This window comes from Kineothrix sp. MB12-C1 (assembly GCF_030863805.1).
GTDB lineage: Bacteria > Bacillota > Clostridia > Lachnospirales > Lachnospiraceae > Kineothrix.
Map to the genome: position 1 here is coordinate 2,988,124 of NZ_CP132957.1, position 15,277 is coordinate 3,003,400.

The window sequence follows — 15,277 nt, forward strand, 5'->3', positions numbered from 1 at the left end:
TTTATTGCGCTGACCGTAAAAATATATAGAGCGGCAATATAAAAATGAATATATGAACGAGGTTCGTTATGTCTGATAATAGAATAACAGAAGGAGTAATCTGGAAACAGTTGCTCCTCTTCTTTTTCCCCATTTTATGGGGTACTTTTTTTCAGCAGTTATACAATGCAGCGGATGCTATTATCGTAGGAAGGGTGGTTGGCAAGGAAGCCCTTTCGGCAGTAGGGGGAAGCACGAGCACGGTAATTCAGGTTATTGTCGGATTCTTCGTTGGGCTTTCCAGCGGCGCGACCGTTATTATTTCACAGTATTATGGTGCAAAGAAGAAAGAAATGGTAGAGTACGCGGTGCATACAGCGATTGCGTTTAGTTTGATTGCCGGAATTGTTATGATGGTAGTCGGTATATGGACAGCCCCGGTTATATTGAGAGCCATGGATACCCCCGAAGATGTGTTTCACCCGTCTCTTACTTACCTTCGTATTTATTATTTGGGAATGATAGGTAATCTTATTTATAACGTAGGAGCCGGTATCTTAAGGGCGGTAGGAGATTCCAAACGGCCTCTCTACTTCTTAATTGTGAGTTGTATGACCAATATTGTGTTCGATCTTTTATTCGTAGCGGGATTTGGTATGGGAGTAGCCGGCGCTGCATGGGCGACGATCCTTTCTCAGACGCTTAGCGCTATACTTGTGCTTCGGCTGTTAGCAAGGACAAATGATATGCATCACTTGGAATATAGTAGGATATATCTGGATAGGCGGATGCTCGGAAGGATTATCCGAATAGGACTTCCGGCTGGTCTGCAATCGATTATGTATAGTTCGTCCAATGTACTGATACAGGCATCCATTAATTCTTTGGGGACGGATACGGTAGCCGCTTGGACAGCTTACAGTAAGATAGATAGTCTGTTTTGGATGATAGTGAGTGCCTTTGGTATATTGATTACAACTTTTGTCGGACAAAATTACGGTGCAGGCAAGACACAACGGCTGCGAAAGGGTGTGAGAATATGTACGGGTATGACTTTTGCAACCACACTTGTCCTATCTTTTATGTTGTATTTTTGGGGCATTTACGGATATCATCTGTTTACTAACGATGCGGAGGTCATCGTGATCGGCGTGTCGATGATGCGCTATATGGTGCCGGTATATTTCACCTATGTGACAATAGAGATCCTCTCAGGAGCGCTTAGAGGAGCGGGAGACTCATGGATACCAATGGTCATTTGTCTGATCGGAATCTGTGCACTGCGCGTGTCCTGGCTTATGTTTGTCGTACCGACGCGCAAGAATATCTATACGATCATGTTTAGTTATCCGTTAACATGGGTGGTCACAACTACACTTTTTATTATTTATTATTTGTTTTTTAGTAAAATCGGTAAGGGAGAGAAGAATATAAAATTTATATGAAAATACTTTCAAAAGTATAAAAAAATAATAAAAATAAATCCTTAAATATTTCTAAAATTGTATTTTTTAGTGCAAATAGTGAAAAAGTATGAAAGTAGATTCAATTAAAAAAATATTATTGAAATTAAAATCAAAAATGCTATAGTGAAATTGTAAATCAAGTCAAGGCCTTGAGATGATACGGAGGATAATAGAATATGGATGATGCGTTAAAAAACAGGATGAAAAGTTTGCGCGGAAAACTGATAGTATCCTGTCAGGCACTGCCGGAGGAGCCGTTGCACTCGTCCTTCATTATGGGGCGCATGGCATTGGCGGCATCCCGGGGAGGAGCAAAAGGGATACGCGCGAATACTGTTGAAGATATCCGAGAAATCAAGAAGAATGTTGATCTCCCCATTATTGGAATCGTGAAAAGAAATTATCCGGAAAGCGATGTATTTATAACACCTACGATGAAGGAAGTGAGTGAACTTGCGAAGGAGGGGGTAGATATCATAGCGGTGGATGCTACGAATAGGATTCGCCCGGATGGAAAGCAGTTGGAGGAATTTTTCGAAGAAATAAAGAAGGCATACCCTACGCAGCTTTTCATGGCAGATTGCTCTACGGTGGAAGAGGCTGTTTATGCGGACCGCTTAGGATTTGATTTCATAGGGACCACATTGGTGGGATACACCAAGCAGAGCAAAGATACTCATATCGAAGATGATGATTTTAAAATTATACGCGAGATACAAAGTCAGGTGAAAAGTCCGATAATTGCAGAAGGAAATATCGATACCTGTGAAAAGGGAAGAAGGGTGATAGAATTAGGATGCTTTTGTGTTGTTGTCGGTTCTATCATTACAAGACCTCAGAAGATTACGGAGAGATTTGCTAAAGCACTTGATTAAATTTCATAGTGAGGAGGATTTTTTATGTTTAAGCAATTACAGAAAATAGGGAAAGCTTTTATGCTTCCTATAGCGATTCTTCCGGCAGCCGGTTTGCTGCTCGGTATCGGTGGTTCTTTTACAAATGCAACAACAGTAGCTACTTATCCGATATTAGACCAGGTATGGCTGCAGGCAATTTTCCAGATTATGAATGCGGCAGGAAGTATTGTTTTTGGCAATTTATACTTACTTCTTTGTATAGGTCTTTGTATTGGCCTTGCTAATAAGGAAAAAGGAACGGCAGCTCTTGCAGGCGTAGTAGGATATCTGGTTATGACAGCTACGATTGCTACTATGGTCGTTATTCGGAACCCTGAGGGAAATTCCATTGATACAGGAGCAATCGGTGCAATTGTGATTGGATGTGTTACAGTATTTTTACATAACAGATATAGAAACATTCAGTTACCTCAGGCTTTGGGATTCTTTGGCGGTTCTCGGTTTGTTCCCATTGTAACAGCATTTACATCGATATTTATAGGAATGATTTTTTCCTTTATCTGGCCTCCTTTTCAGAATCTTCTTGTGGCCAGCGGAGGTTATATAGCAAGTGCCGGAGTAGTCGGTACCTTTTTCTACGGATTTTTAATGAGACTTTGTGGTGCAGTAGGTCTGCATCATATGATTTATCCGATGTTCTGGTATACGGAACTTGGCGGTGTCGAAACCGTACTCGGAGAAACGGTAGCCGGTGCGCAGAAGATTTTCTTTGCACAGTTGGCTGATCCTACACATACCGGTTTGTTCACCTCAGGAACGAGATTCTTTGCCGGACGTTTTGCAACTATGATGTTCGGACTGCCGGGAGCAACATTAGCGATGTATCACTGCATTCCTCGTGAAAGAAGAAAAGCATTTGCCGGCCTTTTGTTCGGTGTGGCTTTGACATCATTCATTACAGGAATTACCGAACCTATTGAGTTTATGTTCTTGTTTGTATCTCCATTATTGTATGTATGGCATGCTTTCCTTGATGGAGTTTCCTTCTTTATCGCAGATATGCTTAATGTTTCCATAGGAAATACATTCTCAGGCGGTGTGATAGACTTTTTACTGTTCGGTGTTCTGCCCGGCAACAGCAAAACGAATTGGATGCTCGTTCCCATTGTAGGTATTATATGGTTTGCTCTTTATTATTTCTCCTTCCGTTTCTTCATTACGAAGTTCAACATTATGACACCGGGAAGAAATATGGATGAAACAGCGGATGATGCCAAGAGCGGAATTACTACGAAAGAATCGATTAAAGAAAATGCTGTTTTAATTATCAAGGCTCTCGGAACAGAAGAGAATATAGAAGATGTAGATGCATGTATTACGAGGCTTAGAGTATCCGTTAAGGATAAATCGAAAGTGGATAAGGCAGAGCTGAAAAGAATCGGTGCTATTGATGTATTGGAAGTAGGCGGAGGTATTCAGGCTATTTACGGAGCGAAAGCTATTCTATACAAAAATGTAATCAATGACATGATGAATGTGGATGATTGATGAAGATTTTTCTAAGTATTCTTACGGTCAGCGCATCAAATGCGCAGACCTGCTGAATAGTTGTAATATTTCATATCATAAAATAGAAGGTGCTTCGAAGCCATCAGGGTGGAGGGGCATCTTTTACCGTAACTATTACAAAGATGAGGAGATATAGTATGAAGTATGAAAGAAGTATTATACCTATCATTGAAGCTCACTATCAGAATTTTACAGCGAGTGAAAAGATAATAGCCGATTTTTTTATGAATAATAAGGAGGTTTCGGACTTTTCAGCACAAAAAGTTGCAGGGCATTTATACACCTCGGAAGCATCTTTATCCAGATTTTCTAGAAAATGTGGTTTTAAGGGGTATCGGGAATTCATATACAGATATCAGGAGGGATTCAAAGAGGAGAGAAAGGATGCTTCGGAGGATACGAGAAATATTCTTGATACCTACCAGGAGCTGTTGACCAAGGCGTATTCACTCATCGATGAGGCTCAGATTATAAGAATTGCTAACATTATTTCAAGGGCCAATCAGAGGGTATTCGTATACGGAAAGGGTTCCTCGGGAATAGCCGCTGAGGAATTTAAGAATCGGCTTATGCGTTTCGGTGTTGACATTGAGTGTATTGTAGATACACATATTATGAAGATGAATACAGCCGTAATACGCAGTCGGGATTTGCTGATTGGGATATCGGTAAGCGGACAGGCTGAAGAGGTGTTGCAGGCGCTGGAAAGCGGAAAGAGAAAAGGTGCTGTTACTGTACTGATTAGTGCGGCAAAACGGTCAGAATGGGCGCAGTGGTGTGACGAGGTCGTATTGATTGCCAGTAAAGAGAACCTGGACTTGGGCAAATTGATCTCACCGCAGTTCCCGGTGTTGGTGATCTGTGATGTTCTGTATGCCAATGTGATGAAGCATAATAGAAATGATAGGGAAGCGCTTCATCGTGAGACGTTGATTGAACTCGGAAGGATTAAATGATTGTTACTGTGAAGCTGAAGGCTGAACTGTAACCTTAAGAGAGCTGAATCGGTAACTTCGAAGCGAGAGCTTTTATAATTCGCGTAGCTACAGGGCAGACTTTGCCGTTATCCAATAAGACGAGGCAATTTTTTATATTTACTTCTTTTACATGGGTGAGGTTAATAATGCAGGATTTATGGCACTTGAAAAAAGAATCATCCAGGAGTTTTTCTATTTTCTTCAGGGAATAAAATAATTCCGTATATCCATTGCGTTTGTAGATACGGATCTTATGCGCTTCGTATGAGGTCTGAATACAATAGATATCATCGAGCTGTAGAGAAATGATACGTCCGTCAATTTTTAAGGCGATAGCCTTTTGCACGGTATTAGTAGGTAGAGTATATAGTTCCAGGGATCTTCTGATACAGCCGCGAATTCGGGAAATGAGTTCGTCCGGTTCATCCTTGAGAATATAGTCCATCGCTTCTACACGATAGTGGAAGGAGAGATAAGAAAGTTCACTATGAGTGGTAATAAAAACAATAAAACCACGAGGATCTTGTTTTCTGATTTCCTGAGCCAATAGGAAACCATCCATAGAAGTATTAAGTTTGATATCGAGAAAATATAGGGATGGAGTCGGATGCTCACATAAATAGGAAAGCAGATGATAAGGAGAAGAAACGGCACAAACAATGGAAGCATCCATATCCTCGATCATGATAGTATCGGATATCAGCTTTTTAAAATGTGTTAATTGAATTTCGTCATCTTCACAAATATATATCGGTAACATAGCCATCTCCTCAATTCTATCATATGTTGGTATCATACGATATAATAGTATATTTTTCTACTTTTTACAACAAATAGTAGTAAGGGTAGAAAATGAAAAAAAGCAAAAAAACATCAGAAAACACGGGCTTTCTGCAATAAGAAATCGTTTAGGAAAAATAATAGGGCGTTTGGGAAATTATTGGAAATATTCTGTCAGATATGGTATAAATAGTACACAAGATGAAATGAGGTGTGAAAAGCATGCAGCACATGTTGGCAAGCAAGATTACCGATTGGTGTTCCAGGCACAATGAGATGTCGGAGACGCAGGCAATAGCGGTTACTTACGGAATAGAATTGATATTCAATTCTCTATTTAAAGTAATAGGGTTGGTTTTGCTCGGCGCTATCTCTGGTCGTATGTGGGATGTGATTATTTCTCTTGTATGTTTTTCTTCCTTGCGTTATTGTGCCGGCGGACTGCATATGAAATCGAATCTGGGTTGCTTTCTTTCCATGGTATTCGTGTGTGTTTCATCAATTGCAGGAGCAGAATATATTCATTACCTGCCGGTTGGTATAATGGTAGGGTTATCGATAGGAATTATTATTGTAAATAAGTTATTCGCACCTTTTTTTACCGAGAATAATCCGATTGAAGATAAAAAGATTCTCAGGCAGAAGAATATAGGGGCGGTAGTGATTGCAGCAGTGTGGTTAATCATTATATGGGTTTTACCCGATTGGTATATGAAGATGCTGATGTTGACAGCGATTACACTGGAGACACTGTCCATATTACCATTATGGCATGAACGTAAGAAGGCAGATGCCTGATACGGATGTAAATGACAGACCTGTTTTAAGTTAGATAATAAGAATTAAGAAGTTATTTCATTTCAGAAATTAAGATAGATGCCTGATGGCACATGAAAATTGTATAATAGCAAGTATATTAAGCGCGTGGTGTAAAAGGGGAATTTTTAAAATAGCTTAGTATACTTGCTCTTATTATATCTTGTCCGCAAGCGGCCAAAGTATATTTTTGCACACTCGCTTTGCTCGGCGCAGTAAACAGAATGCACAAAAAATGCAATAAAAATGTCGAGATAAAACACTTTTATAGTAACAGTTCAGCTATCAATATCGCGAGGTGTTTTTGTGTGCAAAGCACACAGAAAACCCGAGTTTAGCAAGCACGAAATACTGCATAGCAGTATTTCTGTGCATAAAGTGTTGCTAGGAAGCCGAAGGCTGAATAGTAACCTTTTATGATTAAAGTAATTGTAATCCGTGTTTCTGTGCTTCTTCCATCGTATCATCCGGCCAGAGAGAGCATTGAACCTCACCGATATGCGCTTTTCGCAAGAAGAACATACAAATACGGGATTGACCGATACCTCCGCCAATCGTATAGGGGAGTACTTCATCAGCAATAGCCTTCTGGAACGGAAGATTCACGCGTTCCGGGCACCCTGCTTTCTCTAATTGGGAAAGGAGGGAATTCTTATCTACACGAATACCCATAGAGGACAATTCCAGCGCAATATCGAGAACCGGATAATATACGACGATATCTGCATTTAAAGCCCAATCATCGTAGTCAGGAGCTCGCCCATCGTGCTTTTCACCGGATCTTAACAAATCTCCGATTTGCATAATACATACAGCGCCCTTTTCTTTGCTGATGTAATATTCGCGCTCTTTCGGAGTATTGTCAGGATATTTATCTTCTAATTCCTGTGTTGTAATAAAGAAGATATCGTGAGGGAGTATCTCTTCTATGTAATCGTATTTAATTGCCATAAACTTTTCTGTCTTGCGCAGTACCTTATATACGGTGCGGACGATGTCCTGTAAGGTCTCTAGATTACGCTCTTCCTTAGCAATAATCTTCTCCCAGTCCCACTGATCCACATAGATGGAATGGATGTTATCCGTATCCTCATCCCTTCGGATGGCGCTCATATCGGTATAAAGTCCTTCTCCCATGGAAAATCCATATTTCTGCAAAGCAGAGCGCTTCCATTTGGCGAGAGAGTGAACAATTTCCGCTTCCGCATCGTTTTGTTCCTTGATACCGAAAGAAACAGGGCGTTCCACGCCATTTAAGTTATCGTTGAGACCGGAAGCCGGGGTAACGAACAATGGGGCAGATACGCGCAGCAGATTTAGGCGTTCCGCAAGGAGATTTTGGAAAAAGTCCTTGACTGTTTTGATGGCTACTTGTGTATCATGTAAATTAAGTGCAGATTGATAATCTTTAGGAATAACCGAATTACTCATAAGTGCATCCTCGCTTTATTCTTATTTAAAATACAACTACTATTTAACCGCTTTTTTCCCGATAATGCAAGCATATCTTGAAAAATCCCCGGAAAGTATGAATGATGTTACTGTTCACACAGTGACCGGCAATGAAAGATTCCTATGAATTTTTTGCACGGACAAGCTCAATCGCTTCCTTACCGGTCATGTAATGGATGGATAATTCTATCATACATAACTGTGGAAGGGACTTGTCTATTTCTTGTGAACATTCTTCTTCCTGGTCCGGCGAATATTTAACGGCCAAAAGCATAATTGCTTTTCTTTTTTCCTCTTCTTCTAAAATACGGGCGTTTCCAAAGGCGATAACGCTTCGAAAATAGGAGGTGAATTCCTCCGGTACGATCTGATCTTGATCGATCACACAAAATGAGGCTTTGCTGTTTTTCGCAATGGCATCGATCTTATGACCGGCTTTAGCACAGTGAAAATAGATTTTAGAATCGTTATAGACATAGCTTAAGGGAACTGCATAAGGGTAATTATCATCGCCGGAGACTGCCAAGACCCCGGAAGTTCCTTTTTGAAGAATTTCGACACACTCCTCGAAAGACAATATTTGCTTTTTACGTCTCATTTCTCGAAACATATGACACCTCTTTCCTTTTCTAAGATTTATACTAGAGTTTGAAAGAAATGTCAAATAAAAGTAATGGATTTTCACACGTAACAGTGAGGGCGCTGAACTGTTAGGAGAAAAATTCCAACAAAAAACTAAACAAATGTTCGATAATCTATTGTAAATGTGTAAATAATATGATATCATAAAACAAACAAATGTTCGTGGCGATGGAGTGTGTTGATATGCATTATAAAGTTGCAGAAGAAATGTCCATAATGGAAAAGTTGGGAGTCTTAACGGATGCGGCCAAATACGATGTAGCATGCACTTCCAGCGGTGTAGATAGAAAAGGCGATGGTAAAGGAATCGGCAATACGGTAGCGGGTGGAATCTGCCATAGTTTCAGTGCGGATGGAAGATGTATTTCCTTATTAAAGATACTTTTTACCAATGAATGTATCTATGACTGTAAGTATTGTGTTAACAGACGGTCTAACGATGTAGTGCGGACTTCTTTTACACCGGATGAGGTATGTGAACTTACTATGGGATTCTATAAGAGGAACTATATCGAAGGACTTTTTTTGAGTTCCGGGATTTTATATAATCCGAATTTTACGATGGAGCTGATCTATCAAACGCTGTATAAGCTGCGTACGGAGCATCGTTTTCAAGGTTATATTCATGTGAAGGCAATACCGGGAGCAGATCCTTTTCTCATTCAGAAGATAGGATTCCTTGCAGATCGTATGAGTGTGAATTTGGAACTTCCTACTGCGGAGGGGTTAAGCCGCTTGGCTCCCAATAAACATAGGAAGAATATTTTGGCACCCATGCGGCAGATTCAAAACGGTATTACAGAGAATAAGAATGAAATTGTACTATATAAGAATGCACCTCGTTTCGTTTCTGCAGGACAATCCACCCAGATGATTATAGGAGCGACTCCGGAGAATGACTATCAGTTAATGACGGTAGCGGAGAATCTTTATGAGAAGTTTGCTTTAAAAAGAGTTTTCTACTCCGCTTTTGTGAATGTGAATGAAGACAAAGAGCTGCCGGCCCTTCCGGGCGGACCTCCGCTTTTGCGGGAACACAGACTGTATCAGGCCGACTGGCTGCTTCGTTTCTACGGATTCAAAGCGGGGGAACTGCTAAATGAGCAGCGGCCTAACTTCAATATTCTGCTCGACCCCAAGGCTGATTGGGCGTTACGGCATCTGGAATTATTCCCGGTGGAAATCAATAGAGCGGACTATCAGATACTTCTTAGAATTCCCGGAGTGGGAGTTAAGAGCGCACAGAGAATTGTGAGAGCGAGAAGAAACGGGGCTCTTCGCTTTGATGATTTGAAGAAGATTGGAGTCGTGTTAAAGCGTGCCCTCTATTTTATTACGTGCAGCGGTAAAATGATGTATAACACTAAAATAGAAGAAGACTATATTACAAGGAATTTACTTTCCGTGAAGGAGAAGCTGCCTTTTGATAAAGACGGTATCACATATAAGCAACTGTCTCTTTTCGACGATATAGGAATAGGATTCGCAGCACAGCCGGATGCTTCCGATATCAGAAAAGCTGTACTCGGACAGTTGTAAGACGGAGTTACTGTAACGAATTACTATTCACAGCAACAAGGGGGATAGTTATGGAAGAGAAATATTTAATATGTGAAGACTCGCTGGAGGGGATTTTCACAGGAATTTATGAAGCGTATGCACTGAGAGAAGAACATGAGCGTCTGCATATACAGATAGGGGAAGAAGAGAATATACGGTTGTTTGCACAGTACATTCCGATTGTTACCGATGCGAACAAGGCAGTGAAGGTATCCCGTACCATTGGCAGAGAATTTGGCGAAGAGACATATATGGAGATATGCAGAGCCCTCGCTTCGGAGAATAAGGAAAAGGGTGAGGCTGTATATAAAACTGTGGTATGGGGACTTGCAAAGAAAGCAGGAGGACGGCTCATGGGTAATCTGGCCAATCCTTATGTGCATAAGGTATTTGAATTAAGTCGGGCCACTAATAATGAAGTGTTGCATTTACAAGGATTTCTTCGCTTTCAGGAGTTGGAAAATAATATTTTATTTTCTAAGATAGGACCTAAGAACAATATCGTGACTTTCTTAGCGCCTCATTTTGCGGATAGACTTCCTACCTATAATTTCGTTATATATGATGAAAAGCGGGGAATCTTCGCAGTACACCCGGCATCGAAACAATGGTATCTTGTAACGGATATGCAGTTTGATGAAAATATGGCATTAAATTATTCCGGTGAGGAAGAAGAATATCAGGAACTGTTTGCTTATTTTTGCCATAAGATAGCCATAAAAGAGAGGAAAAACCTGAAATTACAAAGAAATATGCTGCCGCTTAGATTCCAAGAATATATGGTAGAATTTCAAAAATAATGGATAATATGCGGTTTAGCAGAGTAAAGAACTGAAATAAAAATTGTGCAATTTTATGTTATTTTGCAATCGATGAGGTTTTTAAGTGGTTATTTATGAAAAAACATGGAAAAAACAGCTATTTTAGAGATTTTTGTTTATAAAAATTTCACTTTACATTTCGTTTATATAGGATATAATACAGGTGTAATCAAGAAAAAATATTTTTTCACGAAGAAGCGTTCTAAGAAAGGGTGATAGTATGGTACGGCGCAGAATCAGATTGAGACCCGATGAAGTGAAGGAATTCGTGGCAGCGGCATCGAAATGCGACTTTGATATTGACATTGCTTATAATAGATATGTAGTTGACGCGAAATCCATCGTCGGCGTGTTGGGCCTGGATTTCAATCAGGAATTGACAGTTTCCTATGACGGATATGATTTTGACTTTGAACAATTTATGAAACATTTTGCTGTTGCATGCTAATGCAGGAAGTGAAGGTGTTTGACTCCCTATTGGAGATAGAGTAGACTATTTCCATAGGGAGTTTTTTATATATTAGGAAATTCCTTTAGAATTTCCTAATATATAAAGCACTCCGTGCAGGATGCGCAGCTACGCGTGCCAAGCAAAAGTTGTGCGGGCAAAGGTCCTGGCTGTGAGAGTGTACCAAGCAAAATCGGTATTGCCAAAATATTTGGGGGAGTTAAAGATGGAATTGGAAGAAAAAGAAAAGGCACAAATACGTATTTCTGTTCGCAATTTAGTGGAATTTGTGATGCGTAGCGGTGATATTGACAACAGAAGGTCACAGGCGCCGGATCAGGCGATGCAGGAAGGCGGCAGGATTCATCGAATGATACAGCGGAGAATGGGGGCTGATTATCATGCGGAGGTGGCTCTTCGACATAGGTATGAGACGGAAGAATATGTAGTAATCATAGAAGGAAGGGCGGATGGAATCATAGATGGTACGGAGACATCGCCTGCGACTGTGGATGAGATAAAGGGAACATATCAAGAGCTAAAGAAGATAAAAGGGGCATATGCAGTTCATTTGGCACAGGCCAAATGCTATGCCTATATCTATGCGGCAAAGAATGAATTGAAGGAAATGAATGTCCGTATGACATACTGCAATATGGATACGGAAGAATTGAAATATTTTCATTCGGAGTATACGTTTCCAGAATTAAAGGAGTGGTTTGATGATCTGCTGATTCAATATAGAAAATGGACTGATTTCGAATTCCACTGGAAGAAGGAAAGGCAGCAGTCCATTAAGTCACTTTCTTTTCCATTTCCCTATCGGGAGGGGCAGAAAGATTTAGTAACTTATGTATACCAGAGTATCTATCACAAGAAAAAACTTTTCATAGAAGCACCCACCGGAGTCGGTAAGACGATATCCACAGTATTCCCGGCGGTAAAAGCCATGGGAGAGGGGATGGGAGATAGAATCTTCTATCTGACAGCCAAAACGATTACAAGAACGGTGGCAGATGATACATTTCAGCTCTTGCGTGAAAAAGGGTTGCAGATGAAGAGTGTAATATTAACGGCGAAAGATAAAATCTGCTTTATGGAAGAAACAGAATGCAATCCGGAATATTGTCCTTATGCAAAAGGGCATTATGACCGTATCAATGAAGCGATTTATGACTTGTTGACCAAATCGGACAATTTTGGGAGGACAGTTATTGAACAGTATGCGATGGCTCATCGTGTATGTCCTTTTGAGTTATGTCTGGATATGAGCCTGTTTTCCGATGCCGTCATTTGTGATTATAATTATGTATTCGATCCGCATGTATACTTGAAACGTTTTTTTTCGGATGGAGTGAGCGGTGAATATATCTTTCTCATAGATGAGGCCCACAATCTGGTGGAGCGAGGGCGGGAAATGTATAGCGCGGTCCTATGTAAGGAAGATTTCCTGCGATTGAAAAAGAGCGTAGCAGCTATCGATAGCAAAATAGAACATTATTTGGAAAAGTGCAATAAGGAATTACTCTTATTAAAAAGAGAATGCACAGATTACAAAATAGAAGAGTATATTTCTCCCTTTGTATTGGACCTGCAGAAATTAGGCGGAGCTATGGAGACTTATTTGGAGGAACACGATGGCCATGGTGAGGTGCATAATGGAGAGGTAAGAGAAGAAATTCTTGAATTTTATTTTGCCGTTTCCCACTTTCTGGATATTTATGAAAGAGTGGATGATAATTATGTTGTTTATTCTCAGTTATGTGAGGATGGCAGCTTTCTTTTGAAACTCTTTTGCGTAAATCCTTCGTTGAACCTTAAGGAGTGTATGAAGAAGGGAAGAAGCACTGTTTTATTTTCCGCTACCTTACTTCCGATTCAATATTATAAAAGCCTGTTAGGCGGGGATGCGGAAGATTATGAGGTATATGCGAAGTCCGTCTTCGATCCGGAGAGGAAGGCATTATTTATCGGAAGTGACGTGACGAGCAGATATGCGAGAAGGACGGAAGATGAATATTATAATATTGCGTCTTATATTTATGAAATCGTGAAGAACCGTCACGGAAATTATATGATATTTTTTCCCTCCCACGCATTTTTACAGAAAGTGTATGGGATATTCGAAGCGGAGTTCATGGATAAGGGGCCGATTGAGTGCATTCTGCAAGAAGACCGTATGGATGAGCAGGAGAGAGAGGAATTCCTTAATCGTTTTTCGTGGAATGATAACTGTGATTTCTCGGAAGCAATTCAAATGGATATTGAAATGGAGGAGGATAAAAGCCTTCTTGGTTTTTGTGTGCTTGGGGGTATTTTCAGCGAGGGAATTGATCTTAAGAATGACAGCTTAATCGGAGCAATGATTGTTGGGACAGGGCTGCCCCTCGTTTGCAACGAACGGGAGATTCTTAAAGATTACTTCGATGAAAGGGGCGGCAGCGGATTCGACTATGCTTATCGGTATCCGGGCATGAATAAAGTGCTGCAGGCAGCGGGGAGAGTCATAAGGACCGCAGAAGATGTGGGAATTGTGGCTTTACTGGATGATCGATTCCTGGGCCGTGTCTACCAGAAGATGTTCCCGAGGGAATGGGAACATTTCGAGGTAGTAACAGAAAAAAATGTCGCAAGACGGGTAGAACGATTTTGGGATGGTTGGCTATAGCGATTCGGTAAAGATTCCGCTTCTTAACATAAGAATCTCTTCCTTGTAAGGCGGCACGAGTTTTGCGGCATCTTCAGAGGAAGGGCGATATGGTGTTTCCAGAATCTTAGGAACATCCGCGAAATCGGGATGGTGGACGATGCGATGCAGGGCATCGAATCCAATATATCCATGCCCAATATTGGTATGGCGATCCTTAGAAGCGCCACAAGGATTCTTACTGTCATTAATATGGAGTACAGCTACCTTGTCCTTGCCGATCAGGCGATCCAGCTGTTCGATACAGCCATCGAAGTCATGAATAATGTCGTAACCGGCATCGTGCATGTGGCAGGTGTCCAGACAGACACTAAGTTTATCGTTATGAATAACCTTGTCGAAGATAGCGGCAAGCTCTTCGAAGGAGCGGCCGATTTCGGAACCTTTTCCGGCCATCGTCTCCAAAGCGATGGTACAATTTGTATTCTTATCTAATATTTCATTCAGCCCTTTGGCTATCTGGTCGATCCCTACATCCGCTCCTGCTCCTACATGAGCGCCGGGATGCAGGACGAGAACCTTGCTCTTAAGGGCTTCTGTACGCTGAATATCCATGGACAGGAAATCTATGGCGAGAGAAAAGGTCTCGTTATTTATGCTGTTTCCCAGATTAATAATGTAGGGGGCATGGACGATAGCTTCTAAAATATCATTCTCTTCCATATATGCCAGTCCCTGTTCAATATTCAATTCTTCTATTGGCTTGCGCTTTGTATTCTGCGGAGCGCCGGTAAATATCATAAAGGCATTAGCGCTATAGGATGCTGCCTCTTTGGCAGAACCTAAGAACATATCTTTGCCTTTCATTCCTACGTGTGAACCTATTTTCAACATATAAATAACCATACCTTTCACATAGCAAGTCAAGTTCAATTGTCTGAAAATAGTATAGCATCGTAGAAGAGAAAGGTAAATGAAAAGCGGGAAATGGGTATTGATAGAAAAATGAAGGAAGATTTTTTAATGACGTCATATTTCTAAAAAAATGAGACGTGGGTCATGATATATGACATAAGTGTCATATGTGGATAACTCTGTGGAAATTGGGGATTTCTTTTAGAAATATATCAAAAAGCATTGGAAAATGGGCACTTCCATTTTGCAAGTGAAACTTGAAAAAGAGAAAAAATACTGAGTTGGTCAAAAATATATCAGGTACAAAAAGGGCGGAAGAAATATAAAGAAGAAGTAATCTAGTATTAA

The 15,277-nt window shown here is 40.6% G+C and carries 13 protein-coding genes; 9 read left to right on the forward strand and 4 right to left on the reverse strand.

Annotated elements, in window-relative coordinates:
- The first annotated feature begins 68 nt into the window (after positions 1 to 68).
- From RBB56_RS13635 to RBB56_RS13650, 4 genes are all read left to right on the forward strand, one after another.
- Positions 69 to 1,424, forward strand: coding sequence for an MATE family efflux transporter (locus tag RBB56_RS13635; RefSeq protein ID WP_306719521.1), 1,356 nt, complete (start codon positions 69 to 71; stop codon positions 1,422 to 1,424).
- Positions 1,425 to 1,621: 197 nt separating this feature from the next.
- Positions 1,622 to 2,320, forward strand: a complete 699-nt coding sequence (locus RBB56_RS13640) for an N-acetylmannosamine-6-phosphate 2-epimerase (protein ID WP_306719522.1) — start codon at positions 1,622 to 1,624, stop codon at positions 2,318 to 2,320.
- A 24-nt stretch (positions 2,321 to 2,344) separates the two neighbouring features.
- A complete protein-coding gene (locus RBB56_RS13645; RefSeq protein WP_306719523.1) occupies positions 2,345 to 3,850 on the forward strand; it encodes a PTS transporter subunit EIIC in 1,506 nt (501 codons plus the stop codon).
- Positions 3,851 to 4,008: 158 nt separating this feature from the next.
- The gene (locus RBB56_RS13650) at positions 4,009 to 4,827 is read left to right on the forward strand and encodes a MurR/RpiR family transcriptional regulator (RefSeq protein ID WP_306719524.1); all 819 of its coding nucleotides are present in this window, start codon (positions 4,009 to 4,011) and stop codon (positions 4,825 to 4,827) included.
- 34 nt (positions 4,828 to 4,861) lie between these two features.
- On the opposite strand, the gene RBB56_RS13655 is transcribed toward RBB56_RS13650, so the two are convergent.
- Positions 4,862 to 5,644, reverse strand: a complete 783-nt coding sequence (locus RBB56_RS13655) for a LytR/AlgR family response regulator transcription factor (RefSeq protein ID WP_306719525.1) — start codon at positions 5,642 to 5,644, stop codon at positions 4,862 to 4,864.
- 206 nt (positions 5,645 to 5,850) lie between these two features.
- Here RBB56_RS13655 and RBB56_RS13660 point away from each other — a divergent pair, with 206 nt between their 5' ends.
- The gene (locus RBB56_RS13660) at positions 5,851 to 6,426 is read left to right on the forward strand and encodes an accessory gene regulator ArgB-like protein (RefSeq protein WP_306719526.1); all 576 of its coding nucleotides are present in this window, start codon (positions 5,851 to 5,853) and stop codon (positions 6,424 to 6,426) included.
- 438 nt (positions 6,427 to 6,864) lie between these two features.
- Here RBB56_RS13660 and asnA read toward each other — a convergent pair whose 3' ends face one another.
- On the reverse strand, positions 6,865 to 7,875 hold the full coding sequence (gene asnA / locus RBB56_RS13665; RefSeq protein WP_306719527.1) for an aspartate--ammonia ligase: 1,011 nt from the start codon (positions 7,873 to 7,875) through the stop codon (positions 6,865 to 6,867).
- 142 nt (positions 7,876 to 8,017) lie between these two features.
- Positions 8,018 to 8,506: a pyridoxamine 5'-phosphate oxidase family protein gene (locus tag RBB56_RS13670; RefSeq protein WP_306719528.1), complete on the reverse strand. Its 489-nt coding sequence runs from the start codon at positions 8,504 to 8,506 to the stop codon at positions 8,018 to 8,020.
- Positions 8,507 to 8,721: 215 nt separating this feature from the next.
- On the opposite strand from RBB56_RS13670, the gene RBB56_RS13675 reads away from it, so the two are divergent.
- The 4 genes from RBB56_RS13675 to RBB56_RS13690 all read left to right on the forward strand — a co-directional run bounded on the left by RBB56_RS13675 (position 8,722) and on the right by RBB56_RS13690 (position 14,035).
- On the forward strand, positions 8,722 to 10,077 hold the full coding sequence (locus tag RBB56_RS13675; protein ID WP_306719529.1) for a putative DNA modification/repair radical SAM protein: 1,356 nt from the start codon (positions 8,722 to 8,724) through the stop codon (positions 10,075 to 10,077).
- A gap of 50 nt (positions 10,078 to 10,127) precedes the next feature.
- On the forward strand, positions 10,128 to 10,898 hold the full coding sequence (locus RBB56_RS13680) for a TIGR03915 family putative DNA repair protein (protein WP_306719530.1): 771 nt from the start codon (positions 10,128 to 10,130) through the stop codon (positions 10,896 to 10,898).
- Between the two features lie 241 nt (positions 10,899 to 11,139).
- Positions 11,140 to 11,367, forward strand: coding sequence for an HPr family phosphocarrier protein (locus RBB56_RS13685; protein ID WP_306719531.1), 228 nt, complete (start codon positions 11,140 to 11,142; stop codon positions 11,365 to 11,367).
- Between the two features lie 226 nt (positions 11,368 to 11,593).
- Positions 11,594 to 14,035: an ATP-dependent DNA helicase gene (locus tag RBB56_RS13690; RefSeq protein WP_306722156.1), complete on the forward strand. Its 2,442-nt coding sequence runs from the start codon at positions 11,594 to 11,596 to the stop codon at positions 14,033 to 14,035.
- On the opposite strand, the gene RBB56_RS13695 is transcribed toward RBB56_RS13690, so the two are convergent.
- Positions 14,030 to 14,908, reverse strand: a complete 879-nt coding sequence (locus RBB56_RS13695; protein WP_306722157.1) for a deoxyribonuclease IV — start codon at positions 14,906 to 14,908, stop codon at positions 14,030 to 14,032. The genes RBB56_RS13690 and RBB56_RS13695 overlap by 6 nt on opposite strands.
- Between the last annotated feature and the right edge of the window lie 369 nt (positions 14,909 to 15,277).

What these genes read in the sequence shown, in the direction of transcription:
- RBB56_RS13645 (WP_306719523.1), top strand. Translation starts at nt 2,345, where the DNA reads ATGTTTAAGCAATTACAGAAAATAGGGAAAGCTTTTATGCTTCCTATA.
- RBB56_RS13635 (WP_306719521.1), top strand. Translation starts at nt 69, where the DNA reads ATGTCTGATAATAGAATAACAGAAGGAGTAATCTGGAAACAGTTGCTC.
- RBB56_RS13655 (WP_306719525.1), bottom strand. Translation starts at nt 5,644, where the DNA reads ATGATACCAACATATGATAGAATTGAGGAGATGGCTATGTTACCGATA.
- RBB56_RS13695 (WP_306722157.1), bottom strand. Translation starts at nt 14,908, where the DNA reads ATGTTGAAAATAGGTTCACACGTAGGAATGAAAGGCAAAGATATGTTC.
- RBB56_RS13675 (WP_306719529.1), top strand. Translation starts at nt 8,722, where the DNA reads ATGCATTATAAAGTTGCAGAAGAAATGTCCATAATGGAAAAGTTGGGA.
- RBB56_RS13685 (WP_306719531.1), top strand. Translation starts at nt 11,140, where the DNA reads ATGGTACGGCGCAGAATCAGATTGAGACCCGATGAAGTGAAGGAATTC.
- RBB56_RS13660 (WP_306719526.1), top strand. Translation starts at nt 5,851, where the DNA reads ATGCAGCACATGTTGGCAAGCAAGATTACCGATTGGTGTTCCAGGCAC.
- asnA (WP_306719527.1), bottom strand. Translation starts at nt 7,875, where the DNA reads ATGAGTAATTCGGTTATTCCTAAAGATTATCAATCTGCACTTAATTTA.
- RBB56_RS13670 (WP_306719528.1), bottom strand. Translation starts at nt 8,506, where the DNA reads ATGTTTCGAGAAATGAGACGTAAAAAGCAAATATTGTCTTTCGAGGAG.
- RBB56_RS13640 (WP_306719522.1), top strand. Translation starts at nt 1,622, where the DNA reads ATGGATGATGCGTTAAAAAACAGGATGAAAAGTTTGCGCGGAAAACTG.
- RBB56_RS13650 (WP_306719524.1), top strand. Translation starts at nt 4,009, where the DNA reads ATGAAGTATGAAAGAAGTATTATACCTATCATTGAAGCTCACTATCAG.
- RBB56_RS13690 (WP_306722156.1), top strand. Translation starts at nt 11,594, where the DNA reads ATGGAATTGGAAGAAAAAGAAAAGGCACAAATACGTATTTCTGTTCGC.
- RBB56_RS13680 (WP_306719530.1), top strand. Translation starts at nt 10,128, where the DNA reads ATGGAAGAGAAATATTTAATATGTGAAGACTCGCTGGAGGGGATTTTC.